The sequence below is a fragment of the Thiomonas bhubaneswarensis genome (genome assembly GCF_001418255.1).
GTDB lineage: Bacteria > Pseudomonadota > Gammaproteobacteria > Burkholderiales > Burkholderiaceae_C > Thiomonas > Thiomonas bhubaneswarensis.
Window position 1 is genome coordinate 95,047 of sequence record NZ_LIPV01000002.1, and the last position, 16,300, is coordinate 111,346.

General features: G+C 68.0%; 14 protein-coding genes. 5 read left to right on the forward strand and 9 right to left on the reverse strand.

Annotation, left to right across the window (positions count from 1 at the left end; translation table 11 throughout):
* Window positions 1-42: 42 nt before the first annotated feature.
* Window positions 43-1,407, reverse strand: coding sequence for an ATP-binding protein (locus ASC45_RS02965; protein WP_055449553.1), 1,365 nt, complete (start codon window positions 1,405-1,407; stop codon window positions 43-45).
* Window positions 1,404-2,126, reverse strand: coding sequence for a response regulator (locus tag ASC45_RS02970; protein ID WP_055449554.1), 723 nt, complete (start codon window positions 2,124-2,126; stop codon window positions 1,404-1,406). The genes ASC45_RS02965 and ASC45_RS02970 overlap by 4 nt, the downstream gene beginning before the upstream one ends.
* 126 nt (window positions 2,127-2,252) lie before the next feature.
* Between ASC45_RS02970 and ASC45_RS02975 the strand changes: the two genes are divergently transcribed.
* The 4 genes from ASC45_RS02975 (at window position 2,253) to ASC45_RS02990 (ending at window position 6,402) form a co-directional block, all read left to right on the forward strand.
* Window positions 2,253-3,470: an MFS transporter gene (locus tag ASC45_RS02975; RefSeq protein WP_055449555.1), complete on the forward strand. Its 1,218-nt coding sequence runs from the start codon at window positions 2,253-2,255 to the stop codon at window positions 3,468-3,470.
* Window positions 3,467-4,447 carry a quinone oxidoreductase family protein gene (locus ASC45_RS02980; RefSeq protein ID WP_055449556.1) on the forward strand — a complete coding sequence of 327 codons (981 nt, stop codon included), beginning with the start codon at window positions 3,467-3,469 and terminating at the stop codon, window positions 4,445-4,447. The genes ASC45_RS02975 and ASC45_RS02980 overlap by 4 nt, the downstream gene beginning before the upstream one ends.
* Window positions 4,448-4,543: 96 nt before the next feature.
* Window positions 4,544-5,842, forward strand: a complete 1,299-nt coding sequence (locus ASC45_RS02985; RefSeq protein WP_055449557.1) for an ATP-binding protein — start codon at window positions 4,544-4,546, stop codon at window positions 5,840-5,842.
* 11 nt (window positions 5,843-5,853) lie between these two features.
* Entirely contained in the window at window positions 5,854-6,402 is a 549-nt protein-coding gene (locus ASC45_RS02990) for a response regulator transcription factor (RefSeq protein ID WP_055449558.1), read from the forward strand.
* 15 nt (window positions 6,403-6,417) lie between these two features.
* Here the strand turns inward: ASC45_RS02990 and egtD are convergent, their stop codons facing one another.
* From egtD to ASC45_RS03020, 6 genes are all read right to left on the reverse strand, one after another.
* The gene (gene egtD / locus ASC45_RS02995) at window positions 6,418-7,410 is read right to left on the reverse strand and encodes an L-histidine N(alpha)-methyltransferase (RefSeq protein WP_055449559.1); all 993 of its coding nucleotides are present in this window, start codon (window positions 7,408-7,410) and stop codon (window positions 6,418-6,420) included.
* Window positions 7,411-7,440: 30 nt separating this feature from the next.
* Window positions 7,441-8,748 carry an ergothioneine biosynthesis protein EgtB gene (gene egtB / locus ASC45_RS03000; protein WP_082454214.1) on the reverse strand — a complete coding sequence of 436 codons (1,308 nt, stop codon included), beginning with the start codon at window positions 8,746-8,748 and terminating at the stop codon, window positions 7,441-7,443.
* 83 nt (window positions 8,749-8,831) lie between these two features.
* Complete coding sequence (locus tag ASC45_RS03005; RefSeq protein WP_055449560.1) at window positions 8,832-9,689, reverse strand: fumarylacetoacetate hydrolase family protein; 858 nt, start codon at window positions 9,687-9,689, stop codon at window positions 8,832-8,834.
* Between the two features lie 24 nt (window positions 9,690-9,713).
* Window positions 9,714-10,406, reverse strand: a complete 693-nt coding sequence (locus ASC45_RS03010; RefSeq protein ID WP_055449561.1) for a glutathione S-transferase N-terminal domain-containing protein — start codon at window positions 10,404-10,406, stop codon at window positions 9,714-9,716.
* Window positions 10,407-10,572: 166 nt separating this feature from the next.
* On the reverse strand, window positions 10,573-11,790 hold the full coding sequence (locus tag ASC45_RS03015; protein ID WP_055449562.1) for an acyl-CoA dehydrogenase family protein: 1,218 nt from the start codon (window positions 11,788-11,790) through the stop codon (window positions 10,573-10,575).
* Window positions 11,791-11,793: 3 nt separating this feature from the next.
* Entirely contained in the window at window positions 11,794-12,459 is a 666-nt protein-coding gene (locus tag ASC45_RS03020; protein WP_055449563.1) for an enoyl-CoA hydratase-related protein, read from the reverse strand.
* A 271-nt stretch (window positions 12,460-12,730) separates the two neighbouring features.
* Between ASC45_RS03020 and ASC45_RS03025 the strand changes: the two genes are divergently transcribed.
* Entirely contained in the window at window positions 12,731-14,725 is a 1,995-nt protein-coding gene (locus tag ASC45_RS03025) for a hypothetical protein (protein WP_245609933.1), read from the forward strand.
* 20 nt (window positions 14,726-14,745) lie between these two features.
* Here the strand turns inward: ASC45_RS03025 and ASC45_RS03030 are convergent, their stop codons facing one another.
* Entirely contained in the window at window positions 14,746-16,215 is a 1,470-nt protein-coding gene (locus ASC45_RS03030; protein ID WP_055449564.1) for a DEAD/DEAH box helicase, read from the reverse strand.
* Window positions 16,216-16,300: the final 85 nt, after the last annotated feature.

Genomic DNA, 16,300 nt, shown 5'->3' on the forward strand with positions numbered 1-16,300 from the left:
CGGGCGTGATGCCCTGTTCATAAAGAGCATGGACGCCGGGACTTAACCCGGCCTGAAGCGGTCTTGCTCGGCTGTGGGAGGAAACACCACCCGTACCTGCAGCCCGCCCAGATCGGCAGTGCCCAGTTCCACGCGCGCGCCGCAGCGGTCGGCCACGCTGCGCACGATGGCCAGCCCCAGGCCGCTGCCGCCGGCCGGGCTGCCGTCGCGGCGGTAGAAACGGTCGAACACGCGCTCGCGGTCCTCGGCGGGAATGCCCGGGCCGGAGTCGTTCACTTCGAGCACGGCCATGCGATGCGGCGGGCCGCTGCCGTTCCGCTCCGCAGGCTGCATTTCGCAGCGCACTCGCACATCGACCCGGCCACCGGCAGGGGTGTAGCGCAGGGCGTTGTCCACCAGGTTGCGCACCAGGATGCGCAGGCCGCTGGCCGGGGCCAGCACGGTGCAGTCCTCGGCGTCTTCCAGCCCGGCGTCGACGCCTCGGGTCTGCGCCAGCTCGGCGGTGTCGGAGAGCGCCACGCGCGCCGTATCGAGCAGACTGACGGGTGCGAGTGCCTCTTCGGCGCCGGACTCGTTGCGCGCGAGCAGCAGCAATTGCTCGACCAGATGGCTGGCGCGGTCGATGCCGCTTTCCAGCCGCGCCAGCGCCACACCGCGCTGGGCGTCGTCGTGGGCGCGGCCCAGCATCTGCACCTGCACCTTGAGTGCGGCCAGCGGCGAGCGCAGTTCATGCGCGGCGTCGGCCACGAACATGCGCTGCGTCTCGAAGGCCTGCCGGGTGCGGGCGAACAGCCCGTTCATCGCCCGCACCACGGGCCGCATCTCGCTGACCACGGGGTGAGGATCGAGCGGGTCGAAGCTGGTGGCGGCGCGGTTCTCCAGTTCGAGCGACAGGTCGGACAGCGGTTTGAGCGAACGCCGCACCACCCAGGCCACGGCCAGCAGCAGCAGCGGGGCGATGACCGCCATGGGCCAGATCGAGCGCAGCGCGAAGCCCAGCGCCAGCGCCTGGCGTGTGGCGGTGCTCTGACCGACCTGAATGGTGCGGCCCCCAGCCTGCATGGAATAGACCCGCCACTGCTCGTTGCCCACCATCACATTCGTGTAGCCGAGCACCGCCTGGCTGGGCAGATCGCTGCGCGGACGCGACACGTAGATGCGCTTGCCGTCGGGCGCCCAGACCTGCACGACGTAATCGACGTTGTTGCCAGGGCTGACATCGGGGCCGAAGCCGGGCAGGCCCATGTCACCGCTGGCCAGCGACAGCGCGAGCTGCTGCAGGTGATAGTCGAACACCGCGTCGGCCTCGTTCATGGCGTTGCGGAACACTGCCACCGCCTGCACCAGCGCGGCGACCGTGACGGCCACCGACAGCAACAGCAGCAGACGGGCGCGCAGCGATTTCATTCACCGCCTCCGCCGCCATCGCCGCCATCGCCACCGCCATCGTGGCGCGTTGCGGCGGCAGGCTCTTTGGCGATCATGTAGCCCATGCCGCGAATGTTGCGGATCAGGTCGGGCCCGAGCTTTTTGCGCAGGCTGTGCACATAGACCTCGACCGCGTTGCTGGAGATTTCGTCCTTCCAGCTGTAGAGCTTCTCCTCGAGCTGGGTGCGCGAGAGAATCATGCCGGGCCGCGCGATCAGCGCTTCGAGTACGGCCCACTCGCGCTGCGACAGCGCCACCGGCTCGCCGTCGAGCAGGGCTTCGTGCGTGGCCGGGTTCAAGCTGATGCGGCCATAGGCGAACACCGGCTCGGCGCGGCCCGCAGCGCGCCGCAGCAGGGCGCGGATGCGGGCGGAGAGTTCGTCGAGGTCGTAGGGTTTGAGCACATAGTCATCGGCGCCGGCGTCGAGCCCGGCGATGCGCGCGGGCACGGCGTCGCGCGCAGTGGCGATGAGCACCGGGGTGGTCTCGCGCCGCGCGCGCAGGGCCTTGAGTACCGCAATGCCGTCCATCTTCGGCAGCCCGAGGTCGAGCAGCACCAGGTCGTACCGTTCGGTGCGCAGCGCGGTGTCGGCCAGCGCGCCGTCGCGCACCCAGTCCACGGCATAGCCCTCGCCGCGCAGGGCGTCGAGCACGCTCTCGCCGATCATCATGTCGTCTTCAACCAGGAGCAGGCGCATGGAAGGCTTACCGCGAATGCAGATGACCCTAACTTTACCGATCGGCGCTTAGACTGCGCTTAACACCGCGATGGCTCGAACCGCCATCTCGGCACAAAAGCAACTCGGCACACCCCCCACTCAGCGATGCACAACACCCTCTACCCCGACGCGAATCGTCTGCCCCGTACCGTGTGGATGCTGGGCTTCGTCAGTCTGTTCATGGACATGTCGTCCGAACTCATCCATGCCCTGTTGCCGGTCTACATGACCACGGTGCTGGGCCTGAGCGTGCTCAGCGTGGGCATGGTCGAAGGCATCGCCGAGGCCACGGCGTCGATGCTCAAGGTGGTGTCGGGCGCGTGGTCTGACCGCATCGGTTCGCGCAAGTGGCTGGCCGTGGCCGGTTATGGGCTGTCGGCGCTGACCAAGCCCTTGTTCCCGCTGGCGTCGGGTGCGGGCGAAGTGATCGCGGCGCGCTTCATCGACCGCATTGGCAAAGGTATTCGAGGCGCCCCACGCGACGCGCTGGTGGCCGATGCCACGCCCGCTGCGCTGCGCAACGCCGCCTACGGCCTGCGGCAAAGTCTCGATACCGTGGGCGCCGTGCTCGGGCCGCTGGCGGCCATCGGCCTGCTGGCCGTCTATGCCGACAATCTGCGCCTGGTGCTGTGGTTCGCAGTGATTCCGGCGGTGATCGCCGTGGCGATTCTGGCCTTTGGCGTGCGCGAGCCCCGGCGGGCGAGGGCAGAGACGGCCTTGGCCCAGGCCGACCGAAAGGCATGGAACTGGCGCGCGGCGCGCGATCTGCCCCCGGCATTCTGGCGGGTCGTCGCCCTGGCGGCGCTGTTCACCCTGGCGCGGCTGACCGAGGCTTTTCTGGTGCTGCGCGGCGACCAGATCGGCGTCTCGGTGGTGTGGATTGCCCTGGTCACGCTGGTGCTGTCGCTCACCTATGCGATGTCGGCCTACCCGGTCGGGCTGCTGGCCGCGCGCTGGGGGCGCAAGCGCCTGTTCGCTGCGGGCCTGATCGTGCTGGCGCTTGCCATGGTGCTGCTCGGCGGGGTGCTGCCTTGGGGAATGCCCGGGTTCTGGCTGGGGGTTGCGCTGTGGGGGCTGCACATGGGGCTGACGCAGGGACTACTCTCCGCAGCCGTGGCCGAAACCGCGCCGCCCGCCCTGCGTGGCACGGCGTTCGGCTTCTATCACCTGACCATAGGGCTGATGCAACTGATCGCCGCCATCGGCGCCGGCTGGCTTTGGCAGACCGTGGGCTCGAGCACGCTGTTCAACCTGGCGGCCTTGCTGGCGCTGTTTTGCCTCGCGGCCCTGTGGCGGGGACTTCCCATGAAGGACGAGACATGACGACGACACACGCGATCCGCTTTGAACAATTCGGCGGCCCTGAAGTGCTGCAATGGCGCGAGGTGGAGCTGCCCGCGCCCGGCCCCGGCCAGGTGCTGTTGCGACAGGAGGCGATCGGCCTGAATTTCATCGACGTGTATCACCGCACCGGGCTGTACCCGCAGCCGCTTCCCGGCAGCTTGGGCGGCGAGGCCGTCGGCGTGGTCGAGGCGGTGGGGCCGGGGGTGAGCGAAGTCGCCGTGGGCGACCGGGTGGGCTACTGCACCGGCACCCCGGGCGCCTATGCGCAGCGTCGCATCGTGCCGGTGGCGCCGCTCATCAAGCTGCCGGACGACATCGCCTTCGAGGTGGCCGCGGCCAGCATGCTCAAGGGCCTGACTGCGTATTACCTGCTGCATCGCACCCGGGCGCTGCAGGCCGGGGATGTGGCGCTGTTCCATGCCGCGGCCGGCGGGGTCGGTCTGATCGCCGGACAGATGGCGCGGGCGATGGGCGTCACCCTCATCGGCACGGCGGGGTCGGCGCAGAAATGCGCGCTGGCTCTGGAGAATGGCTATGCCCACGCCATCGACTATGTTCACGACGACTTCGTCGCCCGGGTCAAGGACCTCACCGCAGGGCGCGGCGTGCCCGTGGTGTACGACTCGGTCGGGCGCGAGACCTGGGAGCGCTCGCTCGCCTGCCTGCAGCCCTTCGGCCTGATGGTGAGTTTCGGCAACGCCTCGGGGGCGGTGCCGCCGATCAAGCTCACCGACCTGGCTGCCGCGGGTTCGCTCTACGTCACCCGCCCCACGCTGGGCACGCACATGGCCGACCCGGCGGTGAAACAGCAGATGGCCGATGCGCTGTTCGCCCTGATCCGCAGTGGCAAGGTGCAGATTCACATCAACCAGCGCTACCCGCTGGCCGATGCCGACCAGGCGCACCGCGACCTCGAAGCCCGCAAGACCGTGGGTTCTACGGTGCTGCTGCCGTAAGGTCCTTGACTTGGCGCGCTGCCCACCTGCGACACATTGCCGAATGTGGGGCCAACCTCCAGGCGACGGCGTGGGGACGCTTCCTAGAATGTGATCATGCCGATGTCGTTCCGCCTGCCGCCTCTGACGCTGCTACGCCCAGGGGCCGCGCCGCCGCTGCCCTCCGTCACCCTCACCCGGCTGCTCGCCGCACGCGTGGTCATGCTGCTGGCCGAGGTGGCGGTGCTGCCCTGGGCGCATCACTTTCTCGACATCACCTGGCCGCTCTACAAGGTGCTCGGCTTGATCGCGCTTCAGGCGGGGCTGGGTCTGCTGCTCTGGCTGCAAAGCCGCAGCGCCCGGGGGCTGCGGGCTTTCGGCGGTTTTGCGCATCTGCTGGCCGATGCGCTCATCCTCTCTCTTCTGGTGTATTGGAGCGGGGGCGAGGTCAATCCCATCATCTCGCTGCTGCTGGTGCCGCTCATCCTCAGCGCCGTGGCGCTGCCCGGGCTCTATGTCTGGATCATGACGGGCACGGTGATTCTGCTGTATTCGCTGCTGTCGTTCTTCCCCGCGCCGCAGACCGAGGCCTGCGGCACCATGACCGGGGTGCTCAGCGAGCATCTCTCGGGCATGTGGGGCAACTTCCTCATTACCGCGCTGCTGGTGGCTGCGGTGGTGGCGCGGCTGTCGGGGGCGTTGCGCGAGCGCGAGGTCGAGCTGGCCCGCAGCCGCGAGGTGGCGCTGCGCGATCAGCATCTGTTCGCGCTGGGCATGCAGGCCGCAGCCGCGGCGCACGAGCTGGCCACGCCGGTGTCCACCCTGGCGGTGACGGTCGACGATCTGCAGGCCGACTACGCCGGCGATGAAGAACTCGGCCCCGCGCTGCAGCGCATGCAGGCGCAGGTGGCGCAGATCCGCACCGTGCTCGGCCACATCACCGCCGCCGCCGGTGCCGCCCGCAGCCGCAGCGGCCAGACCGAGACGCTGGCGCACTGGCTGGAGCAGACGCTGGAGCACTGGCACCTCATGCGGCCGCAATCGCAGTCCGATCTTTCGCTGCGCACGGCGGGAGCGCCGCCGACGCTGCGCGTGGACGCCGGGCTGAACGCCGCGTTGGTGAGTCTGCTCAACAACGCCGCCGACGCCAGCCCCGACGCCGTGGCCGTCGAGGCCGAGTGGGACGACGCCGATCTGCGCGTGCGCGTGCTCGACCGCGGCCCCGGCCTGCCCGATGATCGCCTGGCGCGCGCAGGCTTTGACTTTGTCAGTACCAAGGGCGAGACTCGCGGCCTCGGTCTGGCGCTGGCCCGCGCCGGTATCGAGCGCCTCGGCGGCACGCTCACCGTGGCGCGGCGCGAGGGCGGCGGGCTTAGCGCCACCCTGCAATGGCCGCGTCTGTCCTCCACTTCCTGAACGACATTCCCATGAATCTGTTGTTGGTCGAAGACGACGCCGCGCTGGCCGCGGCCACACGCAACTCGATGGAACGCCGCGGCATCACGGTCTGGCATGCCGACTCGGCCCCCGTGGCCCGCGCCCTCATCGGCACGGCCGCGTTCGACGCCGCGGTGCTCGATCTGCGCCTGCCCGGCGACAGCGGCCTGACCCTGATCGCGCCGCTGCGCGCGGCCTATCCCGACATGCGCATCCTGCTGCTCACCGGCTATGCGAGCATCGCCACCGCGGTCGATGCCATCAAGCTGGGCGCGACCAACTACCTGCCCAAGCCGGCGACCGTCAGCGACATCCTCGCCGCGTTGGAGGAAGACGCGCCCGATGCCGACCGGGCCGTGGCCGCGCAGCCGCTGCCGGTCGATCGGCTGGAGTGGGAGCACATCCAGAAGGTGCTGGCCGAACATGACGGCAACATCTCCGCCACGGCCCGGGCGCTGCAGATGCACCGCCGCACCCTGCAGCGCAAGCTGCTCAAGCACCCGGTGCGCGAGGCACCCATGGACAGTGCCGAAGACTGACCTGTTTGCCCTTTTTCAGCATTGCAGCAGGTGCAGTGCCATCGCCGCCTCGGCGGCGAGCCAGTGCTGGTGCGGTGTCCAGCCCGAAGCGCGCGCCATGCGCTGAAACACCGCGATCGGATATTTGTACGAATTCTCGGTATGCAGGGTTTCACCCTCGGCAAAGGTGAAGCGTTGGCCGAGCAGGCGTACCGTCTGTGGCGTGGGGCTGAGCAGGTGCATTTCGACACGGCTGCGCGCGCTGTCGAAGCGGGCCACATGGCGGAAGGCCTGCGGGTTGAAATCGGCGCCAAGCTCACGGTTGATGCGGATGAGCAGATTGCGGTTGAACGCCGCGGTCACGCCGCGCGCATCGTCATAGGCGGGCAGCAGCCGGGCCTTGTCCTGCGTGCCGTCCACGCCGACCAGCAGGTGGGCGCCGCTTCCCAGAAACTGCGCTGCGCCGTGCAGAAAACGCACCGCCTGCTCCGGGGTGAAGTTGCCGATGGTCGAGCCCGGAAAAAAGCCGATGCGCGGCTGTTGCCCCACCGCGGATTGCAGCGCCGGTGGCCAGGTCAGCGGCGCGCTGAAGTCGGCCTCCAGCGTCTGCACCAACAGGTGCGGGTAGCGCAGTTGCAGCCCCTGCACCGACTGGCGCAGGAAGTCGCCGCTGATGTCGATGGCGGTGTAGCTGGCTGGAGCCTTTAGCGCATCGAGCAGCAAAGGCGTTTTGCGGCTGGAGCCGCTGCCGAACTCGATCACCGCCGCACCGGCGGGCAGCCGGGCCAGATCGGCCCGCAGGCCGCGAAGCAGTGCGGTTTCGGTGCGGGTGAGGTAGTACTCGTTCAGTTCGGTGATTTGCTCGAACAGCTCCGAGCCGCGATGGTCGTAGAACCAGGTCGAGGGAATGCGTTTGGGACGGCTGGACAGCCCTTCGAGCACCTGCTCGGCGAAGACCTCGGAGAAGCCTTCGGGTTGGACCCCATCGGAGTCGGGCGGGTGCAGGGTGGTGGCGGGCCGGGGCGTCATGCGCAATCCTCTTTGGTGGGCTGAGGTGACTTACCGTGCCAGTCGCAGCCCGGTGAACTGCCAGCGCTGATGGGGATAGAAAAAATTGCGATAGGTGGGGCGCAGATGGCCAGGCGGTGTGGCGCAGGAACCGCCGCGCAGCACCATCTGGCCACTCATGAACTTGCCGTTGTATTCGCCCACGGCACCGGGGGCAGGGCGAAAGCCGGGGTAGGGCAGATAGGCGCTGGCGGTCCATTCCCACACCCCGCCCCAGAGATCGTGGAGGTCGCCTTCGGGCGCCGCGCCCATTGCAAGGGGAAGGCGCCACGGATGATCGGCGAGCTGCGCTGGCGCGGTCGGCGCCTGTCGGCCCGCTGCCGCCTCCCATTCGAATTCGGTCGGCAGGCGGGCACCGGCCCACCGGGCATAGGCGTCGGCTTCATAGAAACTGACATGACAGACCGGCGCCTGCGGCAGCAGCGGCTGCAGGCCGTGCAGGGTCATGGTCTCGGTGTAGAAGCCGTCGTCGTGCGCCTGCCAGTAGGCTGGTGCGCGCACCCCATGTTCCTGTACCCAGCGCCAGCCATCGGCCAGCCAGAGGGTGGGCGTGGCGTAGCCGTCGTCGGCCATGAAGTCGAGCCAGTCGGCGTTGCACACGGGGCGATGCGCCAGGGCGAAATCGCCCAGCCAGACGCGGTGACGGGGGCCTTCGTTGTCGAACGCGAAGCCTTCGCCGTCATGACCGATTTCGGTCAGCCCGCCGGGAAAGCGTATCCACCGCAGTGCAACTGGCGTGCGCTCGGCGGGCAGCGGGCCGGGCAGGGGCCGATATGCGGGATGCAGCGGGTTCTGCGCGAACAGGTGCAACAGGTCGGTGAGCAGCAATTCCTGATGCTGCTGCTCGTGATGCAGCCCCAGTTCGAGCAGCGACGCGGGCGCGGCGTCCAAGGGTAGCTTGAGTAGCGCCGCATCGACATGGTCGCGGAAGGCGGAGATCTGTTCGAGCGTCGGCCGGGTGAGCAGGCCACGCTGCGGTCTCGGGTGGCGCGGCCCGATGGTGTCGTAATACGAATTGAAGAGGTAGCGAAAGGCCGGATCGAACACCCGGTAGCCCGGCAGATGCGGCGAGAGGATGAACTCCTCGAAAAACCAGGTGGTGTGCGCCAGATGCCATTTGGCCGGGCTGGCGTCGGGCATGGACTGCACGGTGCAGTCGGCGTCGCTCAGCCCCTCCACCAGCGACACGCTGGTCGCACGGGTTTGTAGCAGGCTGTCGAGCAAACGCCCGGCCCTGACGGTATTCAAAGACTGTTGGTCATGCGCGTGCGGCGGCAAAGCCAGATCGAGTGTCGGCATGGCGATGGACTCCGTGTGACCCGTTGGCGAAGGCCAAGCATAGCCGCACGACGTGAAACACGCCGATCAGACCGTGACTGGCCTTAGCCCACCCGCTGCGGGGCGCTGCGAATTTCCTGACGCTGAGTGCCGAGCTGCGGGCTGCCCAGGGTGACCACGTCGCCGGGCTGCAGGTAACGCGGGGGCTTGCGGCCCATGCCCACGCCGGGCGGGGTGCCGGTGGCGATGAGGTCGCCGGGCAGCAGGGTCATGAAGCGGCTGAGATAGGCGACGAGGTAGGCCACGCCGAAAATCATGTCGCGCGTGTTGCCGGTCTGCATGCGCTCGCCGTTGACCTCCAGCCAGAGGTCGATGTCCTGCGGGTCGGCAATCTCATCGGCGCTGACCAGCCAGGGGCCGACCGGGCCGAAGGTGTCGCAGCCTTTGCCCAGGTTCCACTGGCTGCCTTGTTCGAACTGGTAGGCGCGCTCGGAGACGTCGTTGACCAGGCAGTAGCCGGCCACGTGCCTGAGCGCGTCGGCCTCGCGCACGAAGCGCGTCTCGCGCCCGATGACCACGCCCAGTTCGACCTCCCAGTCGAGCTTGTGCGCGCCGGGCGGGCGCAGCACCGCATCGTTGGGGCCGCTGATGCAGGTCGTCCACTTGTTGAACACGATGGGCGATGTCGGTATCGCCATCTGCGCCTCGTTGGCGTGGTCGCGGTAGTTCAGGCCGATGGCGATGAACTTGCTGATGCCGACGAAGGGCACGCCCAGACGTGGCCTGCCGGTGACCAGCGGCAGTTGCTCGGGGTCGAGGCGGCGCAGGGCTTTTTGGCCGGACGGGCCGAACACGCTGGCGTCGATGTCGTTGACCTGGCCACTCAGGCTGCGCAGTCGGCCCTGGGCATCGATCAGGCCGGGTTGTTCCTGGCCGTTGCGGCCGTAGCGGACGAACTTCATCGCGGTCTCCTCGGTAGGGGTGATTCAGCGTCGTTGGTACTGGGTGCTGCCGAACAGGTGCTCGCGTGCGGTGGCGTCCATCTCGGGCGGTCGCACGTCGGCCAGCACCTTGACGCCGCGCTGCACCGCAGGCCTTGCGGCGATGGCGTCGAACCAGCGTTTGGCGTGGGGGAACTCTGACCAGTCTATGCCCTGGTTGGCCGCGCTGCGACACCAGGGAAAGGTGGCGATGTCGGCGATGGTGTAGTCGGGGCCCGCCAGATACAGGTGAGACGCCAGCCGCCTGTCGAGCACGCCGTAGAGCCGGTGGGCCTCGTTGGTGTAGCGGTCGATGGCGTAGTCGATCTTCTGCGGCGCGTACTGGCGGAAATGGTGCGCCTGCCCGAGCATGGGGCCGATGCTGCCCATCTGCCACATCAGCCATTCCAGCGTGGAGATGCGCGCTCGCGGCCCGGTGCCGAGAAATCGGCCGGTCTTTTCGGCGAGGTAAAGCAGGATGGCACCCGACTCGAACACGCTGATGGGCTGGCCGTCCGGCCCTTCAGTGTCGACGATCGCGGGGATTTTGTTGTTCGGGCTGATGGCGAGAAAGTCGGGTGCGAACTGCTCGCCGCGGCCGATGTTCACGCCGTGCACCCGGTAGGGCAGGCCCAGTTCTTCGAGCAGGATGTGGATCTTGTGGCCGTTGGGAGTGGCCCAGGAGTAGAGGTCGATCATGGTGAGTGTGCCGACGATGCGGCGGTATGAACAGTGGATCGGGTCCTGTTCTCATGCGGGTTCGCAGACTTGGGTGCGTGCGTAGATCGTTGACAGGCTGTGACTGCATTGTGCGACGGCTGCCGCGAAGCTGCAGCGGCCCGCGAAGGCCGCTGTGAGCGCCGTCTCAGCGCAACAGTTCGCCCTGGGCGATCTGGGCGTGCAGGGTTTCGATCGGTGGGGTGAGTTGCTGCATCAGCCGCAGTTGAGCGGCCAGACCGGCCAGGGGCAGGCTGTCGTCGAGCGCGTCGGCTTCGTGGGCGACGATGCTCCACTGCACCGCGTCAAGCGCCAGCGGCAGCGCCAGGCTTTGCAGCATGGCGAGTTCCTGCAAGGGCAGGTGGCTGTCGTTCTGATCCATCTGCCAGGCGCTGCGGCGTGCCAGCATGCGGGTAGTGTCCAGCCCGGTGCGGGTGCGGGCGATGCGCTGCTGCCAGACCGGGTGATGAACGGCGAGCTGCTCGCCGATGCGGCGGGTCTGCAAGCGGGCGATCAGCAGGCCTAGCGCGCGCTCGGCCGCGCCCAGACTCCACAAGGCTTCATGCAGACCGACGATGCGCTGGCGGGCTTGCAGCATCTCCAGCCCCTGGCCCGGCTGGCCGATCACGTGCGATTCGGGCACGCGCACGCCGTCGAACCTGACCTCGGCCAGCACCGACTGCGCCGTGCCCCAGCCGTGCAACTGCCGTCCGATGTGTACGCCATCGGTTCCGATGGGCACGAGCAGCACGCTGAACTGCCGATGCAGGGCGGCCTCGGCATCGGTGCGGCACAGCACCAGCAGGCAGGCCGCGCGCGGGTCGAGCAGGCCCTGCACCCAGGTCTTGTGGCCGTTGAGCAGCCAGTGAGCGCCCTCGCGCGTGGCGTGCGTTTGCAGGGTGTCGGGCTGGTGCAGCGCGGCATCGGGCTCGGCCGCCGCCCAGGCGCTGCGTGTTTCGGCACGCAGCAGCGGCTCGAGCCAGGCGTCTTTCAGCGCTTCGCTGGCATAGCTGTCGAGCAGTTGCATATTGCCGGCATCGGGCTGGGCGCAATTGAAGAGCTCGGTGGCCCAGGCGATGTGCCCCATGGCCTCGATCATCGGGGCAAATTCCCAATGGCTCAGACCCTGACTGGCGCGGGGCGAGGTGGGCAGAAACAGGTTCCACAGCCCCGCGAGTTGCGCCTTCTGGCGAATGAGGGCGAGCTGCGCTCCTGCCGACGGCTCCGGGTTGGAGCTGCCCAGCCGCAGCGCGGTGTTGATGGCGCTTTCCTGGGGCAGCACCACGGTGTGCAGGAAGCGGTGCAGCCGGGTCTGGAGCGTGCTGACGCGTGGCGAGGGCGCCGCGTTCATCGGTCTGGGAGGCATGGGTCAGTCGCGCGTGACGGTGTGATGTTGGGCACTCAGATGCCGATGCAGGTCGCCATCAGCGTTGCGCGGGTTGGGCAGGTTCTTGCGCGGGGCGTTGGGCGTGTGACCGATGCCGTCGATGAGCCGCAGCGCAGTTTGCACGCTCAGGCCGGGTGGGCACAAGCGGTTGGCCACGCCGAGCTGATGCAGACGCGCGGCGCCGAGACCCAGACCGGGCAGCGCCGCCTCGTTGCAAACCGGGCGGGGCAGCAGTTGCGCGGCGAGCCATTGGGCTCCGCCGACATCCCGGTTGGGCAGCAGCGGGTCGATGAGCTGCACCTGCGCATCTTCCGCCAGCACGAGCAGGTCACAGGCCAGCGCCAGCGCTGCCCCGGCGCCGCGCGCCAAGCCTTCGACCGCGCCGACGATCAGCGGCTCGCAGTCGCGCAACGCGAGGATGCAGTCGTGCAGGGCTTCGAGCGCATCGAGGTCGTGCAGACCGCTGCAGAAATGGGGTGCGGTGCCGGTCAGCACCACGGCGCGGATGTCGGTGTCGCGCTGCGCCGTGGTCAGCGCCTCTAGAGCGGCGGCGCAAAGCGCGGCGGTCAGCGCGTGGCGGGTTTCAGGGTGGTGCAGGCTCAGCACCAGGCTGTCACCCTGTCGTTCGGCTCGGAGTTCGGCACTCATGCGGTCAAGGGGCTCTGTGAAAGAGGTGAGCGCATGATAGGGAGTCGGCTGCCGCAGCCTTGCGACTGTTGGTTGATTCCGACACTAAATCGGCAATTTGTTAATTTTGTCACACGGCTTTGGCTGCATTCAGCGCGGCGGCTTTCTGCTGCAAGGCCGCGTGATACATTGCCTTCCCAAGATTCGCTCCGTGGAGACACACAGATACTCTTTTGCATCCATGCTTTCGATTTTTCGCCCATTCGCCCGTTTTTCTGCACCTCGTCAAGACGTGAACTTGCGGGTGCGTGCGTGGGCCGTCGCAGCGGGGCTGGCCGTCGGGCTGATCGCACCGGCGCAGGCGCTGATGATCGGCACGCCGCACACACGCGCCGAACTGGGCCGCACCTTGCAGATGACGATTCCCATCCGCCTGGATGCGAAAGAGTCCTTGCCGCTGTCGTGCGTGAAGGCGCAGGCTCAATCGGCCGATTTCGGCCAGGGGCTGGGCACGCTGACGATCGCGTCGAGCCCGTCGGCAGACGGGGTGACGCTGTCGCTACGCAGCCAGCAGCCGCTGCGTGAGCCCATCGTGACCGTGCGGCTGCAGCTGGCCTGCCAGTATCAGCGCACCCAGGTCTATACCCTGCTCGTCGATCCGCCCGCACCGGAGTTGCCGATGGTGGCGGGCAGTGCTGCGGCATCGTCGCGGCTGGCGTCAACGTCCTCGCGTGGCTCGTCGGGTGCGTCGGCAGATGCAACGTCTTCCGGAACGTCCGGTTCTTCTTCCACTGCGCCGCAGGCCGTCCCGCAAGTCCCCCGGCCGGTTCGGCGCGACCGCGAGCCTCCCCGACATCCGGCACCGACCGTGGCCAAGACGGAGCAGCGCCGTCCTCCGCCGATCAAGGTCATCAAGCCTGTCGCACCGGTACATGCTGCCAATCGGCTCGAACTCGATGATCTCGGCGCGGCCGACTTGGCCGCCGTGCCTGAATTGCGTCTGGCCACGGCTCTGCCCGCGGCCCTGCCCAACCTCAGCCCGGAACAGCGCAGCCAGCTCAATCAACTGCGCCAGCTCATACTCGACGCGACCGCAGCGCCGGGAGAGGCACAGCCGACCCTGCAGCAGCTCAATGCGCTGCAGGAGCGCGCTACGGTGCTGCAGCGGCAGTTCGAGCAGGCCTCGGCGCAAGCGCAGCGATCGCGGTCCGAGCTGACGAACCTGCGAGGGCAGAGTTATTCCGCGGGTGTGGTCTACGCCCTGATCGCCGCCTTGGTGGCCATGGGGTTGTTGAGCTTCTGGCTCTGGCGCCGTGGCGCCGACCCGGGGCCGACGGAGAGCCCCTTCGTGCCGGCCTCGATCGGTGCCGGGGCGCGGGTTGCCAACGTAGAGCCCGAAGCGCCAGCGACGAGGCACGAGCTGGCGTCGCCGATGACGTCCATGTCGGTACAGGCCAGCACCATCCAGCCGCCGGTGCTGCCTTTCGGCCTGCCTCCCATGGTGGACGGCCGCCCCGTGCAGCCCGAAATCGATGCGCCGCAGCCCGATGTGGCCCGACCAGGGCAATGGGCCGATTCGGGCATCAACTGGGATTCACGCTTCATGCAGCCGCTCAGCCAGGACAAGCAGGTGCATGTGGACGAGCTGATGGATGCGGGGCATCTGGCCGAGTACTTCATCGACATGGGCGACGATGATCGCGCCATGGCCCTGCTCGAAAAATCGCTCGACGACAGCACGAGCGACAGCTTCGCCTTGCCTTACCTTCTGCTGTTCGAGCTGTATCGCAAACATGGACGCAAGCAGGCGTTCGAGGCGCTGTACGGCCGCTTCGAGCGGCGATTCAACGTCGCCGTACCGCCCTGGGGCACGTCGCCCGAAGTGCTGAAGCAATCGCAGAGCCGCGATCTGATGGACTACGACCGCGCCATGAAGCTCATCACCATGACCTGGGGAGAGCCGCAGATCGTGACCGTGCTCGAGCGCATGCTGCTCGATGATCCGCATCAGCACCGCATGGGGTTCGAGCTGGCGGCCTATCGTGACCTGCTGATGTTGTTCGCCGTCGCGCGCGATCTGTTCCCGGACAACATTTCCACGGCGACGCAGGTGGAGCACGTCGAGCTCTCGACGCTCGATACCCCGGCGCATTTCGATCTGGATTTCGAGCTGCCACTGGAGCCCTCCGCTGCCGGAGCCGACGCCCCCCGGCCTGAGACGCCCGGGCCGACTTCTGCCGAGTTCAGGCTGGTGCCGCGTCCAGGCGATAAACCTTCCGACGCCTGAGGGGCTTGCTGGTAACGGGCCTACTTCGGGCCCTGCCCGCCCAGCAGTGCGGCGACCTTGCGCCGCGGACGAATGCTCGGAGAGACCGAGCGGCCGCTGCCGCTGGTCGGCGTGGGCGTCGCGGCGTCCCAGGCTGGCTGGGCATTCGGGTCGGCCTCGTAGGGCTTGTCGAACCAGGGATCGTGTCGGGAAGAGCGCCCGGCACGGGGTGCAGCCATCGCGCTCGACTGTCCCTCGACCGTCAGGCCACGAGCCGCGCGGGGCATGCGGTGTTCACGTGATTCGTCGGCCTCGCGGCGCGGGCGCGACACGCGCTCGATCGACACGGTCAGCTTCTCGAACTGACGCTTGATCAGTTTTTCGATGTCGGCCACGGCCCGTGCGTCACGCGATGTCGCCAAGGTGATGGCCAGGCCCGAGGCGCCTGCGCGGCCGGTACGGCCGATGCGGTGCACATAGTCTTCGGCGTTGAAGGGCACGTCGTAATTCACCACGCCGGGCAGCTCGGCGATGTCGAGACCGCGTGCGGCCACGTCGGTGGCCACCAGCGCCTGGATTTCCCCGCGCTTGAAGGCGTCGAGAGTGGTCAGCCTCTCGGCCTGAGATTTATCGCCGTGCATCGCGGCGGCCTTGATGCCGTCGCGCTCCAGCGCCCGCGTCAGGCGGCCCGCGCCGAGCCGACTGTTGACGAACACGATCACCTGCGGCAGCGCGTTGTCGCGCAGCAGTTGCACCAGAGCGGCGCGCTTGTCGTCCTCGTCCACCTGATAGAGACGCTGTTCCACCGTGGTCGCGGTGGCATTGGGGCGGGCCACTTCGACCAGCAGCGGATTTTGCAGATAGCTCTGCGCCAGTCGCTTGATTTCGGGCGAGAAAGTGGCCGAGAACAGCAGGGTGGTGCGCTGCTTGGGCAGATAGCCCAGGATGCGCTGCAGATCGGGAAGGAAGCCGATGTCGAGCATACGGTCGGCCTCGTCGAGCACGACGAACTGTACCTGGCTCAGGTTGGCGGTCTTGGCTTCGATGTGGTCGAGCAGTCGCCCTGGCGTGGCCACCAGCAGTTCCACGCCCTTGCGCAGTTCGTCCTTCTGCGGGTTCATGTCCATGCCGCCGAAGACGCAGGCGCAGCGCAGTGGCGTGTGCTTGGCATAGGCCTTGAGATTGGTGTAGACCTGATCGGCCAGCTCGCGCGTGGGCGCGAGCATCAGCGCGCGCACCGGGTGGCGCGCCGGTGACACGCTGGTGGAAGCCAGAGGCAGGAGCTGCTGCAGAATGGGCAGTGAGAACGCGGCGGTCTTGCCGGTGCCAGTCTGCGCCGCGCCCATGATGTCGCGGCCGTCGAGCAACAGAGGAATGGCCTTGGCCTGAATGGGCGTGAGCTTTTCGTAGCCCATGTCGGCCACGGCGCGCAGAATGCGGTCATCGAGCGCCAGGTCGGCGAAGCGTTCAGGGAGGGGGGTGGAGTCGGTCGGGGGTGTGGTGGTGTTCATCCGTGCGGTGCCGCAGGCGGCGATGATGTCATGGAGCGCCAGACAAGAAGGGGGCCGGCCCTCGCGGTGTTCCGCCTGGACGAGG

What these genes read in the sequence shown, in the direction of transcription:
- egtD (WP_055449559.1), bottom strand. Translation starts at nt 7,410, where the DNA reads ATGACGCCCCGGCCCGCCACCACCCTGCACCCGCCCGACTCCGATGGG.
- ASC45_RS02985 (WP_055449557.1), top strand. Translation starts at nt 4,544, where the DNA reads ATGCCGATGTCGTTCCGCCTGCCGCCTCTGACGCTGCTACGCCCAGGG.
- egtB (WP_082454214.1), bottom strand. Translation starts at nt 8,748, where the DNA reads ATGCCGACACTCGATCTGGCTTTGCCGCCGCACGCGCATGACCAACAG.
- ASC45_RS03030 (WP_055449564.1), bottom strand. Translation starts at nt 16,215, where the DNA reads ATGAACACCACCACACCCCCGACCGACTCCACCCCCCTCCCTGAACGC.
- ASC45_RS02975 (WP_055449555.1), top strand. Translation starts at nt 2,253, where the DNA reads ATGCACAACACCCTCTACCCCGACGCGAATCGTCTGCCCCGTACCGTG.
- ASC45_RS03015 (WP_055449562.1), bottom strand. Translation starts at nt 11,790, where the DNA reads ATGCCTCCCAGACCGATGAACGCGGCGCCCTCGCCACGCGTCAGCACG.
- ASC45_RS02965 (WP_055449553.1), bottom strand. Translation starts at nt 1,407, where the DNA reads ATGAAATCGCTGCGCGCCCGTCTGCTGCTGTTGCTGTCGGTGGCCGTC.
- ASC45_RS03005 (WP_055449560.1), bottom strand. Translation starts at nt 9,689, where the DNA reads ATGAAGTTCGTCCGCTACGGCCGCAACGGCCAGGAACAACCCGGCCTG.
- ASC45_RS03020 (WP_055449563.1), bottom strand. Translation starts at nt 12,459, where the DNA reads ATGAGTGCCGAACTCCGAGCCGAACGACAGGGTGACAGCCTGGTGCTG.
- ASC45_RS02970 (WP_055449554.1), bottom strand. Translation starts at nt 2,126, where the DNA reads ATGCGCCTGCTCCTGGTTGAAGACGACATGATGATCGGCGAGAGCGTG.
- ASC45_RS03010 (WP_055449561.1), bottom strand. Translation starts at nt 10,406, where the DNA reads ATGATCGACCTCTACTCCTGGGCCACTCCCAACGGCCACAAGATCCAC.
- ASC45_RS02990 (WP_055449558.1), top strand. Translation starts at nt 5,854, where the DNA reads ATGAATCTGTTGTTGGTCGAAGACGACGCCGCGCTGGCCGCGGCCACA.
- ASC45_RS02980 (WP_055449556.1), top strand. Translation starts at nt 3,467, where the DNA reads ATGACGACGACACACGCGATCCGCTTTGAACAATTCGGCGGCCCTGAA.